The organism is Chitinimonas violaceus, assembly GCF_052601015.1.
This window is the reverse complement of sequence record NZ_JBQXDJ010000013.1, coordinates 1-21,636: the sequence shown is the minus strand read 5'-3', so window position 1 is coordinate 21,636 and position 21,636 is coordinate 1. Positions and strand designations below refer to the sequence as shown.

Here is a 21,636-nt window from a genome sequence, read left to right as displayed (position 1 = left end):
TTTTATCCAATGAAAAAGGGCGGGATAAACCCGCCCTGACTACTACATCAATACATTGGACGCGAGTACCGGTACTTGGTTGTCCTGCATGTATTTGCTGAAGTTAAGCGAGGCTGCATCTTGTGGTGCAAAGCCTGCCATAGCACTAATCAGTGCATTGACCTGGCGGTCAGCGTCTGTTCCCATTGAACATACGGCAACCTCGGGAACAACATCAGAAGGCATTTGCCAGCTACCACGTTCGCAAACTGCGACATATGGCGTATCAACTGAACGTTTGTTTCGTGTAGCGTCAGTTATAGGCTCATTGGCGGCGCTGGCTCCCTGGTTAACCCTAGATTCAATGTCAGCATGTGTCCAAACTACTTCCTGGCCGAGATTGTCGTTAAATTTGAATCGTTCAACTCGGTAAGCTAAAGCATTGTCTGCGTCAAAGTACTTCTCAACCGTTAGCTGGTCAGTGTCGTTGTACTTCAGAACCAAGTCTGCGCCTACTTTCTGTACAGCCGTGATATTTGCCGGGTCGGTAAATAGGTACACAGTGTCGCTGTTATTTGCCGTGGTATCGAAGTCGAGAATTACATCATTACCATTTCCAGGGAAGATGTAATATTCGTCATCGCCCGCTTGGCCTTCAAGTCGGTCCAATCCATTTCCACCATTTAAGGTGTCATTTCCAGCTCCACCGATCAGCGTATCGTTGCCTTGATCACCATCAAGAGAGTCATTGTCTGCCCCACCATCAAGCAAATCATTGCCTCTTCCCCCAGTTAGGGTGTCATTACCTTCACCACCAAATAGCTGGTTCTTACTATTTGCGGTGTTATAGCCACCGATAATAAGACCGTCATTACCCTGACCACCAAACAGCTGATTGTCTCCCTCACCACCGTCTATCTCGTCATTTCCTTCACCACCAATGAGGGAATCATTGCCATCACCACCTTGGATAGAGTCATTACCTGACCCGCCATCAATGGAATCGTTACCAGCGAAGCCTAGAATCTTATCGTCACCGCCTAGGGCCATGATCTTGTCGTCGGTATAGAAACCAGTAATGGTGTCATTGCCTTCAGTAGCTTTATCTAAGCACTTGAGACGAACAGTCTCAAAATCGAAGTCTTTAGTGACGCCATTGCCGTCAACGATATGTAGTACTGTGGGATTGGCATGTTGGTCAAAGAACGAGAATAGTTCGATACGGTCTTGCGGATTATTCTTAAAGGTCAGCAAAAGACTTGTGGGAGTGTTCTCGATAGTGCTGAATTCCAAATCATCCGCTGCATAGCCCTGCAATACGATGGTTGGATTTGACTCCCACTGATCGATCACTTTGTCCTGGCCATCACCCCTAGCAAAGTTGTACCGGTTCTTGCCTTTGCCGCCGACTAACTCATCATTGCCACGACCACCAGTGATTACATCATCTCCGTTGTCACCATTAATCACGTCTATGTCGTCACCACCGATAAGAACGTCGTTACCGTCTCCGCCTCTAATATCATCAACTCCGGCGCCACCTTCGATATAGTCATCGCCCGCACCGCCAGTTAGCGTATCGGCTCCGCCACCGCCAAAGAGGCTGTCATTCCCATTTCCGCCGTTTAACTTGTCCTGTCCGTGGTCAACACCGCCAACAAGCACGTCATCTCCATCACCACCAGACAGGATGTCATCCCCTATCGCACCAACGATAGTGTCATCACCCCCCTTAGCATCAACAATCCGTCGTTGATTCCATTCCAGCTGTATGAAGTCATTCCCTTCAGTACCGAAGAGCGGCACAGTCTGGACAAACTGCCCTGATCTGATGTTGCTATCAGGAACCCATAACAGATTCCAGACAGTTCCATCAGCAAAGACAATTTCGTTTTTTACGTTGGGCTGTTTTCTGTCGAAAATCCGTATGGAGTCGGTTGCGGATGTGTAAACCAGATATCCATTCCACACTGGCTCGACAAAGACCTTATCTTTATCAATGGATGAGTCAAAATATATGCGGAACTGTGTATTTTTCAGTTCTTCATACCGCTCGCCAACGTGCATAGTAATGTTGTCGATGACGTCATTGCCGTGGCCAGCAGAAAACATGTAGGAACTTTCGCCACGTCCCCCGAGTAAATAGTCGTTACCATATCCGCCCGTTATGGTGTCGTCACCACCCATTCCATGAATGATGTCATCATCTACCGTACCAACCAGGGACTCGTCAGCGTCGCTACCTGAGATTGGATTTAAGCTTCCCCATCCAGTCAATGCAGCGTAGCTTTGTGGGTCTGAGCCACCTCTGACAGTTCCCAGTTTGGTTTGAATATCAGTCGCGCCCCACACAGTGCCATCGTCAAAAACAATTTCCTTGATGGGCGTGCTGGATAGGGTCTTTGTTCCAAAGTAATCAGCAAAATAGTTTTCAACGCGAATGCTGTCGGATTTGGATGTGTAGACAAGCAAATCTCGTAGCTCACGTCTGATCTCTATCTTTGACTTATCAATCGTTCCATCGAATTGAATACGATCCACTGCGTCAGCATCCGACGTCGCATTAATAATGGTGTCGAAGCCATGACCAGCTGAGAATCGGTAGGTATCGCTTCCTGCTTGTCCTTCAAGCGTATCGTTGCCCGTACCGCCAATCAGTGTATCGTTACCCGCACCACCTTGGATCAAGTCATTGCCACCTTTGCCATCTAAGGTATCTGCAGCGTCGCTCCCTACCATGATGTTGTCCAGGTCATCTACTTGGGAGCGATCACGTGAAAGTAGCGCTGCGATTGCATCAGGCTCAAGAACGACAGAACCCTGCAGCTCTAGTAATAGCTTTGGTTTGATAGCCGGATGCGTGTAGCTCTTAACAGTTACCGTTTGGCCGGACCCATCCCGAGTAGTAATAATCAGGTTTTCTTTTTGCACCCTGAAATACAACTGGTCAGCTGTTAGCCCTGCGAATGCCAGAACATGTTTGCCGTGGGGGTCAATTTCTACAATGTCCTTACCCCAGTTACCCTCAAACACGTACCTGTTGTTACCTTTGCCGCCCTCTAACCAATCGTTTCCTTCGCCTCCAACCAGTTCGTCGTCACCGTCACCTCCATTTAAGGTGTCGTGGCCTGTACCACCGAGGAGGGTATCGTTACCCAAACCCCCGAACAGTTTGTCGTTCGAGGCGTTCCCTTCCAGTTGGTCATTCTGGTAAGAGCCAATGATTTCGTCGTTCTTGTTACCGCCAAAGGCAACTACACCTACTGTTTCGGTTGAATAGTCCAGGCTAAGGCGATCATTGCAGTTAGACGCCATCAACTGTTTTACGGTCAAGGTATCAAGTACCTTGCCAGCATCTTTCGGGCCGTCCCCATTCCTGTCTACTTGTTCCAGCTTAAGATTCGCAAGACCTCGTGCATTGTTAAGTGCAAAGATGGCTCTTCCGTTTCTGGCGATGACGAGGTCTTTCTTCACTTGGTGAACTGAAAGGTCTGACAGGGCAGTATTAATTCGGATCGTATTGTTCCCGTCGATATCGAGGATCGTAGGTACGATTGTCGGTGCAGGACCAATGTTTTCAGAAGCCAGTAGGTAGGTATCGTCACCGGCACCACCTTTCAGAACGCTCAAGCCATTTCCAACCAGCGTGTCATTGCCGTTCCCGCCTTCCAGGAGGTTTTCGCCCTCACCGCCATCCAGATAGTCGTCACCATCGTCGCCCAGTAAGGTGTCAGCGCCGCTTCCGCCCTTCAGCGTGTCATTGCCGCTCCCTCCGCGCAGGTGATCATTGTCGGCTCCACCATCTAGCAGGTCATTTCCTGCATCACCCGCAAGGAAGTCGTTACCCTTCCCACCAAGCAACGTGTCATTACCGCCCAAGGGATTTTCTTGCTCGGAGCCAATATCACCCCACAGCGTATCGTTGCCATCATCACCTTGCAGATAGTCGTTTCCAAGATCACCTGCCATCTTGTCGTTACCATCGCCGCCATACAGCGAGTCAGCGCCTTGCAGATGAGCATAGGAAGTGAATTGCTCATCTATCGAGCCGTGGAATTGATCACCATAGAGTATGTCATCGCCTGCGCCGCCAAATAGCGTATCCGAGCCAAAGCCACCAATAAGTTGATCGTTGCCTACTCCACCATCAAGCAGGTCGTTGCCATCATTCAGCGCTACTTTCTCTACTGCGTCCGGTGTGAATCCCTTTGCCCCGCCAATAAGCAGGTCATTGCCCTCACCACCGATCAAGGTATCGTTGAGGCTACCGCCGACCAAGGTGTCGTTGCCTTCATCGCCAGATAACAAATCTGAGCCACCGGCGCTAGCAAGTGCACGGCCCCAATAGATACTTTCAGCTTCACTATCAGTGTTGATAGAGACGATACCATCCCCGTAAATAGCATCGTTTCCAAGTCCACCGGAAATAATGTCATCACCATCCATGCCGATAAGCTTGTCGTCGTCACGCTCGCCGTAAACGGTGTCATTTCCTCCACCGGCATAGACAGTATCATCACCATTACCGCCGAAGATTAGATTACCTTCATCGGCTGTAAGCTTATCCAGTTCTGCGGTACGTGTGCCTTGGAAGTACAGGACCGCTCCCTTGGTTTGTACCTCCCAGCCACGGCCGCCAAAATCACGCACGAAGCCATCTTTGAGGGGGACGGGCTCGCCTTCCTTAGTTTGACGAAGCACGCCGCCTGTTGCCCCAAAGAGATAATCGCCGCCATCACCACCATAGAGCGTGTCTGAGCCCATGCCACCGGCTATAACATCCCGACCGTCTCCGCCGTCTATGACATCATTGCCGTTCATTCCAGCGAGATAGTCATTTCCGCCTAGACCATATATGAAGTCCTGACCACTACTGCCGTGAAGCACATCTTCGAAGCCGGCCTTAGCGCCATTTGTTACCAGGTTGCCTAATCCATCCAGCTTGTAGTTGTCGTTCTCCAGTAAGGGATTCTTATCGCCAACGATAGTCCCGTCCTGAGTTGTCGGTTGTTCACCCTGCTTCCAGGTAATACCCAACTGACCTTCGCGGAAATTCCTGACAGTAATGCCACCCGCAGTGCCTTTTTTGGAGATATGAAGATCACCGACTCCATTAACGGGAGACCAGATGAACACCAGATTCTTGGAATCATCTGTATAAAAACCTTTAAATTTCTCGGTACCAGAGGTAAGGAGGGCACCATCAAACTGAATCTGACCTTGGCCGTCCAGGTCAACAATGATGTCATTGCCTTCGCCGGACTTGTAAATGTAGGTATCGACACCCTGACCACCTTCAAGCAGGTCATTACCAGCGCCGCCGTTCAACGTGTCGTTGTCCGCCATGCCCATAAGGGTGTCATTGCCAGCACCGCCCTGAAGGTCGTCGTTACCTAGCCCGCCTTCCAGATAATCCGCACCTGCTTCCCCCTTCAACGTGTCATTACCGCCCATGCCGTAGAGGTAGTCCGTTTCTCCTTCACCAACGATTTCTTCACCCAGTGCAGAACCAAACGTTACATGATTAGGTGTCGGTGTTGATCCATCTGCGGGCGTGGCACCAATACTTGTGTTGGTATATTTGTCGTCGAATATCCAAAGACGACCATCAGGACTTGGGAAGTAGTCTGACCCGTATTGATTTGACTTATTGACCCAGGTTAAGAAAGCTGCACGGTCTTTAAGGAATTGTTCCGTGATTTCACCAGTACCCGTTGACTCGTCATAGAGTGACAGACCTCTAGTTTTCAACGTGTCCAAATTGAGCTTTAACGCATAAGGGCTAAAGTTCATCAATGCATTTCGAATTGCCCAACCATCTGGCGTATCTTCTTTCGCTTTGTTTGCCCAGTCTTCAGCGCTTGTAAATGGCAAGACAATGAGATTCTGCTGTTCAGATGCGCTCATCTGACTGAAGAATGCATATGCATTCTCAACAAAGTTGTCTTTAGTAGTTTTCGATACAGGGGCTCCGGTATAGGCACGTCGCAGTGAGTCAAGGAATTTATACTGATTTCCTGCAATGAGATTTACAGCGCCTGAAATGGCAGGCGTCCGACTGGCAACCGCTTTAATAAAGGGATTCCATTGACCACTTGCGACCATAATATTGAGTTGTGCAAGAAATGCATCAGAGCCAGTGATCCAGTCTAATGCACCAACACCTAGTGATGATTTAAGCGCCAATTCATACGAATCTACAGCAAATAGAATGTTCTTTAAATCATCTAACGAGTTGAGTTGATATCTTGCTTTATCAACTTTAGAATATTCAGGATCTCCACCTGTTAAAAGACGCCAACTCTCGTAGGGCTGTTTACCTCCTAGCAGGCTAAATCCGAATGTACCTGTCCAGCCAGTATTGGCTGTAACCGCCGTATCATTAAGTTCCAGTCGCTTGCTGGCATCATCGAGTCCCAAGCCATACAAATTTCTACCAATTGAACTGGCATCTGCCTCTGCTAAAATATCAATACTTGGTACTGTCCATGCTTTCTCAATGTCATTTTTACCAATCAAGTCATTAAAAAAGTTGAGAGCTACACCATTCGATGATTTTTGCATTTCAAAGGCAGTAAACCCTTGCCCTCGCCTTAACAAACCTTCGCGTTCGGTATATGTACGAATAAATGCACCATGAGAGCCGCTATTGCCATTTGCGCTAATAGCAACGTCCAACCATAACTTGACATCCTTCATGTCTTGCAAGTCTTTAGGCGGCATTGATTTATTCAATGTTGCCTCAGCAATCCTAACAGTAAATATAAGAGAAAGCTTTGTATAGAATGGAACCCAATTACCCGTACCTGTTGCATCCTGATCTCCCGCTGGACATAAGGCACGAGCTTGACGAATGAGAGCAATTTCTTCTTCATTAAACCGGTAGGGCATGACTAACCTTCAATATATGATTCAAGTAGTGGATTTAGTGAGTTAACTATGGCGTCTATTTCTGTTATGTCTGGAGGGAAGACAATAAACCTAGCAGATAAGACTTTCCCATTCTTTGTGCCGTAAGCATGACCTCTGCAATCCCCGGATACTTCACTATTCTCGATAGCGTCTGTACGTCTAATAGTACAACTCACTACAATAGGCTTACCATTTAGTGGATTACGTGTGCCTATAATTCCCCATGCTCCATATTTTTGGTATGGATACGCTGGGCCTACTTCTGTCTCCCATGAGAAGCGAGGATAGTATTCTAAAGGGTAAGTTTTATGTCGAATTGGCGATTCATAACGCCAGTCTTCCATCCGTCTGCGACTCGATATTGAATCAAGCCCGGCATAGAAAATTTCTACTTTTGACACTTCGGTATTGGGAACATTAATACCACCTGCGCTACTGGTTAATAATTTGCCTTTGTACCACCCAATCGTTTGGGTGAAACTGTGTACTTTATTGCATTCAGGATATGGGGTTAATGTTACATTGGCTGCTCTCGGCAAATGCAATACCCCCTTGCCGTCTGCGGTTGGAAGAATAAGTCCTTCGCTACCAATGTTGGGATAGTCACACTCTATATATCTTGAATTAGCCGTAACGCTTGCAAACAGCATCTTGTTTACAGAAAAAACAAGTGTGGCAATCAACAGGAACGGTAAGCTAACTAAGCCAGCGGCAATTAAATATGGACCAGCTGGTGTAAATCTTTGCTTAGAAAATGATTTGGCAAAATTAAGCGCATATGGCCAGCAAAAAAGCGCTATGACAATTGACAGAACTGTCACTATTGTTAGCATTTAATTCCCTCTATATTTTCGCTGCTTCTATCAGTGTTTGCCGAATTAATAGAAAATGGGCCAACTATTGTATTTTAGTTGTGCTTTTACGTACAAGAGTTTCGCCAGTGGGAATATTTTCTTGTGGCAATTAGACGGAAGTACTTGATTTTGCGTTTCTGTTCTGAACTATTGGCTGAGTTTGTTGTATGCCCGCGCAGAGCATACGTTCACTCACCAAATTGCCAATTGCATAACGCCGAAAATCTTCAAATTTCGAGTAGTTCAGGCACGTTCGCATTTTCTTGATAGTTTTTCCTGTCAGTTTGTATCAAAGTTCCAAGACTATCTGCTCCCAGTCGTTGGAATAGCTTGTTTCACTGCGACTTGGCACCGGGAACGACCTAGACAATCGATGCTTTGATTGTCACTGGTTACCCGCTCATGGCGCTGCCCCGCACCCTCGACCAAATCCGCACCCAAAACCCCCAACTCGACCAACTTGATGACCACACCATCATGGTTGGTATCTACAACCGCGATTTCGCGGACAAGATGACACCCCAGCAGTACATGGAAGCCACCGGCTATAAGCCTTCGGCAACTACCATGGACTACGTCAAGTCGGCCGCTGCCGGTGCAGGCGACCTGGTTGCCGCTGCGGGTTACGGTTTGGAAAAGCTTGGAGCTGACCGCGTCGGTGGCGCAATACGGGATGCTGGCCAGACCGCACAACGCTACTGGGTGGATGATATGTCTGGTGGTGGTCGATCCGTCGCCAACAACCCCATCGTCACTGATGACTACAGTCTGGGTGATACCCCACTGCAATCCACATTAATGGCTGCATCGCGCAGCGTGCCCGGCATGGTGGCGACTGCGCCCGTTGGCGGCGTGATCGGTTTGGCTGCCAAGTCTGGCTTGGGCAGGTTTGCTGTAGCCAAGGGTGCACAAGCAGCAGCCGAAGCAGGCACGGCGACGCTTGCACAAAAAGCCTTGATGGCTGCGCCGGGTGCAATTGGTATGGGCGTCGCAGAAGGCGGGCAAGCTGCCTTGGTTAATGCAGAGCAGACCCACGCCAAGGTGATGGACCTTGCAGCGACGCCTGAAGATGTTCTGCTGCAAAACCCGACCTATCGGGCCACACTACAGCAAACGCGTGACCCATTGGCGGCGCGTAAGGCTGTTGCGGATGAGACCGCCAGCCAAGTGTTACGAAACACCATGATCTCCACGGGCGGTATCGGTGTCCTTACTGGTGGCGGTGCACTGGGCTCGGTGTTCAATCGTGTAACAGGCCGTGCAGGCGCCTCGCTTGCCGGCGATGGCCTTGTTGGCATGGCAAAGTCTGCGGCGAAGGATGTCGGCAAGGAGGCTGGACAGGAGTTCCTACAGTCCGGAGCTGAACAGTACATCCAGAATGCAGCGGAACGCGATCATCTAGACCCAAGTAAGGATGCATGGCGCGGTGTCGGCCCTGCTGCATTATCTGGTGCAGCCGTTGGTGGCTTGCTGGGTGGAGGTACCCATGTCTTGGGTAAGCCTTTTGAATCGGGTCGTGCTGCTGTTCCTACCTCACCACCCGTTACGGGCACCACGAACCTGCCCGCAATCTATCGTCCCAGTGGAGAATACGTCAGCGCCGATGAGGCAATACCTGCACCAGAAAAAGCCAGCAGACCCCGTGCGGCAAAGTACAACGTGACACCCGATGGTGTTGCCATTCCGGTAGCACCAGAAGTCCGTGCACTGCAAGACAAGTCCGGCACCCTTTACGCCAATCAGTATGGTGTTGCCAGTGAACAGCTGGCTGATGTCGCACCAAATGAGCAATTGGCCAAAGAACGAGATGCACATACAAGACGGCGTGACGGTGCACTTCGTGTCATTGGCAAGATTCAACAACGAGCCAGTGAGTTGGATGGCGAGGCATTAGCCCAATACCAAACCAACAGCGCCCCGGCACTGGCGCGTGCACAGCAAGCTTGGCAGGAGAGCGAAGCGGCAATAGCACAACTATCCCAAGCCTCGCCTGCCAGTGATCCTGTTCAACCTTTGAAAACTGACGCTGCTACAGAGGGGATGCTAGCACTACCTAATAAATCAGGCACGCTCTACACCAACCCGACCGGTCAAGTTAGTGAGCAGCTGGCAGCCGTCGCACCAAAGGAACAACGTACCCTTGATAAGGCGACGCTGACAGCAAGGCGTGACGGCGCTTTACGTGAAATCGGCAAAATTCAGGCACGTGAAAGCAGTCTGCAAGGCAAAGCGTTGGTTGAATTCCAAACAAAGTCTGCGCCAGCGCTAGCTCGCGCACAGAAGGTCTGGCAAGAAAGTGCTGCTGCCTTAGCGCACCTTACCGATAGCAGTCGCTCCGCTACGCGAAGCGTTGACTCTAAGCCGGTACCAGCCGCTTTAACGAATAATCAATCTGTTCGGCCCGACCCACTAAAGGCTAAAGCCAAAGTATCTGAAGCCGCCAAGCTTGCATCACCAAAGCAAATGCCTAGTCCTGCTGCAAGTAAGCAAGCTCAACAAGCTGCCTCACTATCTGATGAGGCATTGAGTGAGCGCGAGGGCTACATCGCAGATCAAGCCAAGCGAAATGGCGGGTGGAACACCATGCTTGCCGCTGGTATGCGTGAAGTACGTAACGAGCAGACGAAACGAGCCAAAGCGGCGCGGCAAGATGACTTGTTCAAGGCTGCCGACAAGGTGGCAGAAGTTGAGCCTGAACGAGCTGAACAGGCAAAGCCAATTGAGAAGACGGTCAAATGGTTCACCACGGCAGAGCGTGCTTCTGCCTACATCGACAAGAAGAAGCTGACGGATACCCATGAAGCAGTAGCCGTTGAACGGCTGGCGCCCAATGGCATGCACGTTACTGTCCATGAGATTCATCCAAAGGCCGCTGAGTCAGTAAAAAAAACCGCTGAATCCACTCCCACCAAGGCAGAAGTGGCAGAAACGCCAGCGTTAGAGGCTAGCGAACCTGCTGCACAGCTGGATACACTGCCAGAAACCGCCGAAAAGCCAGCCACCAAGGCCGTAGATGCGCCTACTACGCGGGCTCGTAAGCAATCGCAACAGCCAAAACAGCAGGAGGACAGCAATGAGTCGAATGAAGTACCAGCAGATGGCAAGGGAGCACTGGGAAGCGTTTCTACCATCGAAAGTCGCGACATTGAGAGCCGAGGGGATGCTCTCGGAGTCGTTGCAGATCGCAGCAGTCCGAGCGCATCAGGAAGTCGTGAGTCTGATGGAACAAGGCTATCAGAAGCACGAAGCCGAAGAAGTCGCACTTCCCCAATACATCCTGTTGACGCCGGAGCCGGGGGCGGACCTGCTGGACTGGGAGGAAATCGAACTGGCGGAAAAAGAGCGCGAGTATCAGTACATGATGCGCAATCACGATTAGCCGTTTCCGTTGAAGCGCCGCAGATCCCGCTAGGCAATTTCCGTATCACCGATGAGGTGAAGCTGGGCAAAGGCGGGGAAGCGGAAAAGTTTAGAGACAACCTTGCTGCTATCCGCGTTGTTAGGGCCTTGGAGCAGGATCGACGCCGTGCCACGCCAGACGAGCAGCATACCTTAGCCCGTTACGTGGGCTGGGGTGGTTTAGCCAATGCCTTTGCCGATCCTGACGGTAACTTCAAAGCCGGATGGGAACAAAAAGGCGCTGAACTGGCTGGGTTGCTGACCAAGGATGAATTGGCGGCTGCGCGTTCGTCTACCCGGAATGCTCATTACACGTCGGAAACCATCGTCAGTGCTATGTGGGCTGCGGCGGAGCAGCTAGGGTTCAAGGGCGGCTTGGCTTTGGAGCCAAGTGTAGGCACGGGTAACTTTCTCGGCCTAATGCCAGAAGCCCTTGCCGGTACAACCCAGTTTATCGGCGTTGAGTTTGATAGCCTGACCGCACGAATCGCACAGGCGCTCTATCCGCACGAAACCATCCTGCATACTGGTTTTCAGAAGGTGCCGTTCACCGATGGCGAGTTCGATCTTGCCATTGGCAATCCTCCCTTTGGCAAAGACAAGCTGAACTTCCGATTCCGTCCTGATTTGAACGGCGCCACCATTCACAATCAGTTCTTCAGGGGCAGCATGGCTGCCGTTCGCCCTGGCGGCCTGCAAATCATGGTGGTGTCCCGCTACCTGATGGATGCGCAGGACGGCAGTTCCCGCGCTGCATTGGCACAGCAGGCGCGCTTGCTGGGTGCTATCCGTCTGCCGCAAACCGCCTTCAAAGAGAATGCCCGCACGGATGTTGTGACCGACATCATTTTCTTGCAGCGCTTGAGCAAGGATGAAGCGACAGACATGGTCGATGCGTTTGCCGCGCGTAATACCCGTACTGGTAAATGGCAGGGCAATAGCTTACCTGGCGAAGCGCCCGAAGATGCACGGCTACGGTTGGCGGGTCTGGTACCGGAGTGGGTGGACACTGCCACCGTTGCCGATCCATTGGGTGGCGAACCCATCACCGTTAACCGCTACTTTGCTCAGCGTCCCGACATGATCGTCGGCACACTGGACCGCTCTGGCACACAAAACTTCCGAAACGATGTGACGGTGCGGCTAGACAAGGGGGCGGATATGGCTGCTCTCTTGCAGGAGCGGATAGCCAAACTGCCGCGTGATGTGATGGCGCATAAGCCGGATGCCATCGCAAACAGCCTGGCACGCCACAAGACCATGACCGATGCCTTGGTGATCGCGCTGGCCGGACATGAGTATGGCCATGTCGAGATGAACCTGGACGGAAAACTAGAGCGGATCATTGAGCGTGAGACCCCAAGTGGTGATTGGGAGCTGGCCAAGCTGGCATTGAATGCCGATACCCCTTGGTCCGAACAATTGCTGATGAACGAGCAAGGCAAATGGTATCGCACGGTGCCCAAGTTGGATGAAGCAGGCAAACCCGTCAAGGAAGTGAAGGATGGTAAGCCCACCAAGCGCAATGTCTATGACCGTGAAGTATTCGACAATGAGGCGGATATTCCCGCCGGGTTGCGCCTTGGCGAAACCGGCATTGAACGGCTGAAGATGCTCGTGGGCTTACGCGATGCGCTTAAGCAGCAGTTGTCGATGGAAGCCAAGGATGAACCCAGCAAGCAACTGGAAAGCAACCGCAAGAAACTGGCCGCGATATATCGCGACTACGTGGCACAACATGGCTTAGTCAATCTCCCCAGCAATGCCAAGTACCTCAATGATATGCCCGATGGGGCATTGGTACTGGCGTTGGAACACCATTACCAGCCCCCGTTGAGCAAAGGCCGCGCAGAAAAACTGGGGGAATCGCCCCGCGCGGCCAGTGCCCAGCCTGCACCTATTCTCAAGCAACGGGCTATTCCCAAGTACGAGCCGGTCAAATCTGCGGATACGCCAGCAGATGCCCTGGTTGTCTCACTTGCCGAGTCGGGCAAGGTAGACATGGCACGGGTAGCAGCTTTGCTTGGGATATCGGAAGAGGCTGCAATTGCAAAGCTACAGGAAGGCACGACCCCGTTGGTCTTTATGGACCCGGAAACGCGGCGATGGGAAACCCGCGATGCCTACCTGACCGGCGAAGTGAAACGCAAGCTGCGTGCCGCCCAAGCGGTGGGGATGCAGACTAACGTCAAGGCACTGGAAGCTGTTCAGCCTGACCCCTGGGGTTCTGAAAACGTCGTGGCATTCATCGGCTCCACCTGGGTACCGACGGATATCTATGGTGAGTTTGTCTCCCACTTGTCCGGTCAAGCCGCAAAAGTCCGCTATTCCAAGTTGACCAACAGTTTCAGCGTGGACGCATCCATCAACCCCGCCAGTGAGTGGAATACGGACGGTCTATCTGCACCCCAGATTATCAGCGAGCTGCTGAATGGCAACAGTATCAAGGTCTACGACCCGCCCATTAACAAGAAAGAACGGCGCAAGCTGAATCAGGAAAAGACTGATGCGGCAATTGCGAAGGCGAATGAAATCAAGGCCGAGTTTGAAGAATGGATTTTCCATGATGCTGAGCGTCGTCGCAGCTTGGTGAATCTATTCAATGAGCGCTTCAACACCCGCGTTGCCAAGCAACACGATGGTAGCCACTTGATACTGCCGGGTAAGGTACCGGACAGCATCATTACCCTTCGCCGCCACCAGAAAAATGCGGTATGGCGCGGGATTTCCGAGCGTTTCATGTTGCTGGACCATTGCGTGGGTGCAGGCAAGACCTTCACCGCGATTGCGCGCGCCATGGAGCGACGCCGCATGGGCTTGTCGAATAAGCCCATGATCGTGGTGCCTAACCACATGATTGAGCAGTTCGCTGCCGATACCTATCGGCTCTATCCGGGCGCCAAGGTGCTGGCGGCCAGCAAGAAGGATTTCGAATCAAAACGCCGACGCCGTTTGTTCGCCAAGATTGCAACCGGCGACTGGGACATTGTGATTGTGGCGCATAGTTCGTTTGGTTTTATCGGCATTGATCCCGACACCGAGCAGCGCTACCTGGAGGCTGAACTCAAGGACGCTGAAGCCGCTATTAAGGAGGCAGAGGCTCAAGCCGAGGAAGATGGCTACACGGGTTACCGCAAGCCATTCAACGTGAAGGAGGCTGAACGGCTCCGCGACAAGTTGACCACACGCATGGAAGGCATCATGCATCGTCGGCGCGATAAGTTGCTGACGTTCGAACAGCTTGGCATTGACGATTTGACCGTGGACGAAGCCCACGAATTCAAGAACCTGTTTTATTCATCACGTATGACGGGTGTGAAGGGCATGGGCAATAAGGCGGGGAGCGGTAAGGCTTCCGACCTGTACAACAAGGTTCGCGTCTTGCGCGAAAGTCCGACCGGTACTGTTACCTTTATGACGGGTACGCCTATCAGTAACAGCGTCGTCGAGATGTATACCGTGATGCGTTATCTGGCTGAGCAGGCGTTGAATGAGTTTGGCATTGCCCACTTCGACGCCTGGCGAAATCAGTTCGTAGAAACGGCAAGCGCCTTTGAGCCGGATGAAGCTGGCCGGTTGGTCGAGGTCAATCGCCTAGGCCGTAGCTGGTCCAATATGCGCGGCTTGATGGAGCTGTATTACAGCTTTACCGATGCCGTCAGCCTGGAAGACGTACAAAAATGGTACAGCGAGGACAACAAAGGCCAAGCCTTTCCTGTTCCGAAAGTGAAAGGCGGAGAACGCCAAAGTATCGTGGTTCAACCGTCAGCAGCACAAGTGGACATCCTCAATGAGGTGTTGAGCGGTTTCAATGGGCTATCGCGCATTGCCGACCCGATCAGGCGTAATACAGACCGTCTGCGCTTGATGGACCGCGCCCGCAAGCTGTCGCTCGATGCACGGGTGGTTAATGCCGGCCTTCAAAGCAAGGAGGAAGGCGGCAAGCTGCAGCGTGTCAGCGAAGAAGCCTACCGAATCTATCAGGCTTCCAATCAGGACAAAGGCACACAGCTGATATTCCTGGATCGTTCCATTCCCAAAGGCAAAGGAGACGGGGCGTACATCAAGGAATACGACGAGCTGGTGGCGAGACGCGAGCGGGCTATCGCTGCGGGTGATGAAAGCGCGTATCAGTCCGTCAACGATGCACTGGAGAAGTATGACCCAGCAGAAATGGAGGAAATTCGGCGGGCGCAAACTGGCGGCTGGAATGCTTACCAGCAAATCAAGGACAACCTGGTTGCTTTGGGCGTGCCTGCACGGGAAATCCGTTTTATCCAGGAAGCCAACAATGATGCTGACAAACAAGCGCTGTTTGATGAGGTAAAGGTTGGCAGAGTACGGGTTCTTTTGGGTTCTACCCCGCGTATGGGTGCCGGTACCAACGTACAAGATCGTCTGGTAGCGCTGCACCATGTCGATGTGACGTGGAAGCCATCGGACATCGAACAACGTGAAGGCCGCATCATCCGGCAGGGTAACAAGCTGTATGACAAGCATGGTCCTGACTTTGCCGTGGAGATTCTTGCCTATGTGACCGAGCGGACCATGGACGCCAAGATGTGGGCATTGAACGCGACCAAGCTCAAGGCCATCAACGGTATTCGGAAGTACGACGGTAGTTTCTCGATGGATTTCGATGATTCGGACGCCTTGGGGATGGCTGAAATTGCCGCCGTGGCCTCTGGTGATCCGATGTTGCTCGAACGGGTGCAGCTCAGTTCGGAAATCGACAAGCTGGAACGCCTGCGCAAAGCGCATAACCGGCGTCAATCCGGCTTGCGAGATAGTCGCGATGCAGCCAAGCGCACCATTGACCAAGCGCCGCAGAAAATTGCACAGATCCGTGAAGATGGCAAAAGCTATGCAGCAGCGAAGCAAGTGGCGGACAAGTGGGCCTCAGAACGCGCTATTTCCCTGGAAGGGACGTCGTATACCGACCGATTTGCAGCGGATAAGGCGTTTCAGCAGGCCGTCAACAAACAACAGGCTGGCGACGAGAATGCCCGGTACTCGGTCAGGGTAGCTGGTGAGAAGGTCACCAACCGCGCCAAGTTTGAAGAACTGCTGGATAAGTGGATTGGCGACAATGGCCCGGTCGTTATGGAAATAGCCGGCCAAACCTACCACGCTCGGGGTGAGGCGGCGCGCCACCTTGCCAAGACGGCTAATGATTTGCTGCCCGAGTTAAGGGCGAGTGCCACCAAAGTCATTGGCAAGGTGCTGGGGCTTCCATTGGAATTGGACCTCCTGCGCAGTGCATGGGAAGAAAACCATGTTCGGATGTCCTTGGCCGTTGTGGGAGTGGATGGCCGTACCCTGGCCCTGAAAAACGGGGATTTTGAACGCCGGACGGAATTCGGTACCAGCTATGTCAGAAACCTGATTTCTGCTGTCACCAAACAATTACTGGAGACGGATACTGGAAGCAATGTTCAAAAAGTTGACGACGAGGCAAGGCTCGCACAAGACACCCTGACGCAATTGGCTGGCCAGTTGGATAAGCCTTTCGCCAAGATGGACGAGTTGACGCAGAAAAAAGACCGCTTGAACGAAGTGGAAAGCCAGTTATCCAGCAAGGCAGATACAACAGACAAGCAGCCAACAGCGCCCGAAGCTACAACCGAACAGTCAACGGAAGCTGGCCCGATTGTCTTTTCACGTCGTGATGCGGTCCTGCAAGACGGTAAAGGCAGCGATGCAGCCCTATTACGCAAACAGTTTGGCCCGCTGATTGCCCGGTGGCATAACGCACCACAGATCAACATCGTCCAGTCTGTTACCGACCTGCCGGTTCACTATCTCGACAAGTTACGTTCACAGAATGCCGAAGGGGATGTCGAAGGTTTCTTTGACCAGAAGGCCAACGCAGTCTACCTGGTGGCGGATCGTTTGACCGACAACCGACGTGCGCTACATGTGCTCGTCCATGAAGTCTTGGGCCATGCTGGCCTGCGTGGACTGTTCGGCAAGCAACTGAATCCCCTGCTGGCGAGCATCTACCGTGGTCATGCCAATGTACGTGAGGCAGCAGATGGACTGATGCAGCGTTACGGATACAGCCAACTACTGGCCGTAGAGGAAGTGCTGGCCGATATGGCGTTGAAAGCCAGCCTGACCAAACAGGCATTCTGGCCACGCGTGGTGACGATCATCCGCAACCTGCTGCGCCGGTACGGCTTTTTAAGGCAGTGGACGGACAACGACATTGTGTCGATGTTAGGTAGCGCTCGTCGTTATGTGATGGATTCACCCGTTAGCAAGGGTGCAAACAACACCGGCTCCAACCATGTCGCTACCAGCAGGCAGGACGGCCCTACCCAGCGCATGGCGAAGGCTTGGAAGTTGCTGGCTCAAGCAGATGAGTTGTTCCGCTATCCACGCCCCGAAGGCTTTGCACTGGCTGACATCGCCACCGAAATTGATCCAGCCCTATCGGTAGTGGAAGACAACAAAACCTATTCCAAGGCAGAGCGCGAGGAACAGAAAATAGCCCAGGTCTGGAAAATGACCATGGCCGACAAACGTGAAGCTTGGATTATCGAGAACCAAAGCGGTGAAGTGTGGATTGACGCATCCAGCCTGGCTAAAGGAGTCAGTGCGGGCAGCAAGCTTTATGCAGCGGTCGCCTCTTATGCCGCTGCAAGCGGCAAGGTTTTCATTGGCGACCCGGCAGGATTGTCAGAAGCGGCCTTGGTACGCCGTACTGAACAGATGCTGTCTTCCGCCTTGAAGGAAGGTATGACGCAGCACCTGATGCCCCATGCCCGACAGATGGACCCGGATGGTTACCAGCCGAATGCCAAAATCAACGACGCCATTCGGCCGATAACCTGGGTTCCGGGTGATGATGCGCATAATCTGCTAGAGCTGTTGAAGACTTCCTATCATAATGTTCGTCAGTTGGTCCCGGATGTTGCCAAGGAGTTAAACCATGTCAGCTTCAACTTTACGCAAGGTCGATTCGAACGCGACGGCACGCCCGTTGACGACGAATACTTCAACGACCTCGCCGCTGACAGTGCGCGAGAACTCCGACGGAACGGTTTCGCTGAACTTATCACGCGAAGCGCAGGAGATAGCGGACGCACGCAGGACCGGTCGGTTATTGGAAGCGCAACGCTTAAAAGAACGGTTATCACGCGTTCCCTTCTACGCGAAGCGGGCGGCAGCGCGTGGGGAACAATACTGGCTCGACTTGGCGAGCACCTATCAGGGCAGCAACTAGGCGGCCTGGATGACCTGCTGTACTCCCGTGCTAAGCAACGGGAAATCACCGATGCGCTTGGTAAAGCGTTCCAATCAGACCGTACCTTTAATCGCTGGTGGCACCGCAGCGTAGGTACGCAATACCACAAAGCTACAATCAGCCCGGCATTCAAACGTGTTTTTGACGCGGGTCAATCCTATCTGCACGATGTTTCCCGCCTGTCCATGCGGGCCGAGGCTGCTGCGCCGAGATTATTGCCCAAAGTGGGCGATCTTCGTGAGTTGATCCAGAACGGCAAGAATGCGTTTTCCAAAGCCAGACGCCAAGCCGTCAAGGTAGCTTCTCAGGCGGTCTTCGCCGGTACGCTGCAATACACCCGCGATAAAGACGGCAACCTGCATCAGATAGAGGGCGGTGTTGCTGAGGGTGTGGTATTCACCGATGACGAGCTACGCAAGCTATTCAAGCTCGACCAGCAAGCCATCGACATCTACCGCGAAAGCCGCGCCGCGATTGATACCAGCCTGGATGATGTCACCCGCTCAACGCTGTTCAAGCTATTGCGCAAATCCGCACTGAATCCACTACTGGTGGAAAGTCTGCGCGAGACTGATGCCAGTCTCACGAGCCTGAAACAGACCATCGGCGCAGCGCTAACCCGTGCGGCGCAGGACCAGGAACGCAGCGGCAATACCAGTCAAGCTGCACGGATTTTGAAGGTGGCCAAGCTGGCGGATGATGTAATCGACAAGGCAGAGAGCCTGAAGGCTCGGGGCTACGCACCATTAATGCGGTTCGGTAACTACGCCGTCGATGTGACCGACAGCAAGGGGGACCGTATCGCCTTCCAGCTGTTTGAAAGCCAGCTGGAAGCAAACAGGGCAGCCTTCAAGTTGGCCAAGGCTTACCCGCAAGCCCAAGTGCGTCAGTCCATCCTGTCCGAGTCGGGTTACAAGCTGTTCAAGGGCATGACGCCCGAAACCGTCGCCTTGTTCGCCAAGGAACTGGGTATCGACAAGGATGAAGCGACACAAGAGTACCTGCAGCTTGCTGTGTCGAATCGCAGCGCCCTGAAGCGCATGATCCATCGTAAGGGAGTCGAAGGTTATAGCGACGACCTTAGCCGTGTGGTGGCCAGCTTCATTGTCTCCAATGCCCGCCAAGCTTCTGGTAACTTCAATCGGGTTGAGATGCTGGAAGCGGCAGAAGTCTGCAAGGGTGACGTGAAGGACGAAGCGGTCAGCCTAGTGCAGTACCTGACTGAACCTAAGGAAGAGGCAGCCGCATTGCGTGGCTACATGTTCCTGCACTTCCTGGGTGGTTCAGTAGCCAGTGCAGCCGTCAACCTGACGCAGCCTGCCATCATGACCTTTCCGTATCTGTCGCAGTTCGGTGGCCCAGCCAAGGCAGCAAAACGACTTTCCAGTGCGGCCAGCCGAATCTACGCCAAACGACATGCCCCTGACTTGGCCAAGGCACTGAAGCAGGCTGAAGCGGATGGCATTGTGGCGCCACATGAAATTCACCAGTTGATGGCGGAAGCCGGCGGCACGATGTTGGACCGCCAGCCGGGACTACGCGCGTTCAAAGCGATTTGGGGTTCCATGTTCGCCTTGGCCGAGTCGGTCAATCGCCGCATGACCTTTATTGCTGCGTTCGAAACGGCGACGGAAGAGAAAATCACAGATCCCTACGGGTTCGCCGAGCGTGCAGTACAAGAAACGCAGGGTCTCTACAACCGAGGCAACCGTCCCAACTGGGCACGCGGTGCCATTGGCGCGACGGTATTCACTTTCAAGCAGTACAGCATCAGCTACCTGGAAATGTTCAAGCGCATGGATAGACGGGGGCAGGCCATCGCCTTGGCGGTGCTGCTGTTAGCTGCCGGTCTGGAAGGACTGCCCTTTGCCGAAGATATCCAGGACTTGATCGATACGCTTGGCCGCTTCATGGGATACAACACCGACAGTGAAACGACGCTGCGGCGTGCGGTGATCGGTACCTTTGGCAAGACCATAGGCGGTATTGCGCTGGATGGTGCCAGTGCTATGCCGGGTATGCCATTGGATGTGCAAGGCCGTTTAGGACTGGGCAACTTGTTACCCGGTACTCGCCTGTTGACGCCATTCGAAAACAACAAGACGGACGATATCACCCAGTTTGCAGGGCCTGTAGGTGGTTTGATTGGTCAAGCAGGTAAAGCGTTTGGGAATCTGGCGAGTGGCGATGTAAAGGCAGCGTTCGGCGCAATAGCACCGGTAGCGATCCAAAACATCGCCAAGGGTGCAGATATGGCCATGACAGGTATGTACCGTGATACCAAGGGCCGTAAGGTGATCGATACGAACTTGTCACAAGCCTTCATTAAGGGAATTGGCTTTCAGCCTAGGGAAGTAGCGGAGACACAGCAGGATATGGGGCAGGAAATGCGCCGCATCGAGCTGCATAGAAGCGTCAAACAGTCGATTGCCGATCAATTGGCACAAGCTATTGCGCTGGGGGACCGTGAAGGAAGAGAAGCTGCAATGCGACGGCTAAGGGCTTGGAATGCGCGCAATCCAGACACAAGAGTCCAGATAACCCGAACTGCCATCGACAGAAGAGTGAAAGAGATTCGGATGAGTAAGCAGGAGCGCTTATCCAAGCGAGTTCCTAAAGAACTGCGGTAACTACTCTGCAAGTATGGCCAAACTATGACCAACACTGTTTCCTGTGTACATGATTATGGCTGGTTTAGGCTGTAAATGGGAACGCGGCAAACGTTGGATTTACATGTGAATCAACAAGTTAGGTTCCAGAGTCCCGCATTCGTAATGCGAAGGTTGTAGGTTCGACGTTGTCGCTTGGCATCGATGAACCCAAAAAATTAGCCCGCTTTAATTGCGGGCTAATTTTTTTGTTGAGTTACGGCTTTTTGATAATTACTAGAGCGGCCAAGCCGGATTCGTTACGTTCATATCAATCTTCTTAACGGAGCTGTGCCGATTGGTAACGCTATTGGCGTAGAACAGTGCGGGCTCCACAGCAAAACCGAAGCTTGCTACCTGGGTTGCTGCTGTGGCGGAATAGCGTACACCCCATAAGTCGAAGGTTGGACGTTGATCGCGTTGAGTAATAAATGACGGGGGTGTCAGGATTTCCGTGTTCAAGGCGGGTTTGAGATTCACACGGATGATCGAATAAACCGATCCGCGTAAAGAATAGCGAATTGGTTCATGGCCGTCTTCCAATCCTTGGCGGCATAGCCCCAATCAGCGGTGATATTGCGCAGCGCCAGCCAGA

The 21,636-nt window shown here is 52.5% G+C and carries 4 protein-coding genes; 1 reads left to right on the top strand and 3 read right to left on the bottom strand.

Features of this window, described 5'->3' with window-relative positions:
* Positions 1-42 precede the first annotated feature (42 nt).
* Together ACUHMQ_RS06570 and ACUHMQ_RS06565 are read right to left on the bottom strand one after the other, a co-directional pair.
* Complete coding sequence (locus ACUHMQ_RS06570; RefSeq protein WP_445294654.1) at positions 43-6,870, bottom strand: calcium-binding protein; 6,828 nt, start codon at positions 6,868-6,870, stop codon at positions 43-45.
* 2 nt (positions 6,871-6,872) lie between these two features.
* A complete protein-coding gene (locus tag ACUHMQ_RS06565) occupies positions 6,873-7,724 on the bottom strand; it encodes a hypothetical protein (RefSeq protein WP_445294653.1) in 852 nt (283 codons plus the stop codon).
* A gap of 423 nt (positions 7,725-8,147) precedes the next feature.
* On the opposite strand from ACUHMQ_RS06565, the gene ACUHMQ_RS06560 reads away from it, so the two are divergent.
* Positions 8,148-21,023 (top strand): PLxRFG domain-containing protein, encoded by a 12,876-nt coding sequence (locus tag ACUHMQ_RS06560; protein ID WP_445294652.1) that lies wholly within the window; start codon positions 8,148-8,150, stop codon positions 21,021-21,023.
* A gap of 255 nt (positions 21,024-21,278) precedes the next feature.
* On the opposite strand, the gene ACUHMQ_RS06555 is transcribed toward ACUHMQ_RS06560, so the two are convergent.
* Positions 21,279-21,521 (bottom strand): hypothetical protein, encoded by a 243-nt coding sequence (locus tag ACUHMQ_RS06555; protein ID WP_445294651.1) that lies wholly within the window; start codon positions 21,519-21,521, stop codon positions 21,279-21,281.
* Positions 21,522-21,636 lie beyond the last annotated feature (115 nt).

What these genes read in the sequence shown, in the direction of transcription:
- ACUHMQ_RS06560 (WP_445294652.1), top strand. Translation starts at nt 8,148, where the DNA reads ATGGCGCTGCCCCGCACCCTCGACCAAATCCGCACCCAAAACCCCCAA.
- ACUHMQ_RS06565 (WP_445294653.1), bottom strand. Translation starts at nt 7,724, where the DNA reads ATGCTAACAATAGTGACAGTTCTGTCAATTGTCATAGCGCTTTTTTGC.
- ACUHMQ_RS06570 (WP_445294654.1), bottom strand. Translation starts at nt 6,870, where the DNA reads ATGCCCTACCGGTTTAATGAAGAAGAAATTGCTCTCATTCGTCAAGCT.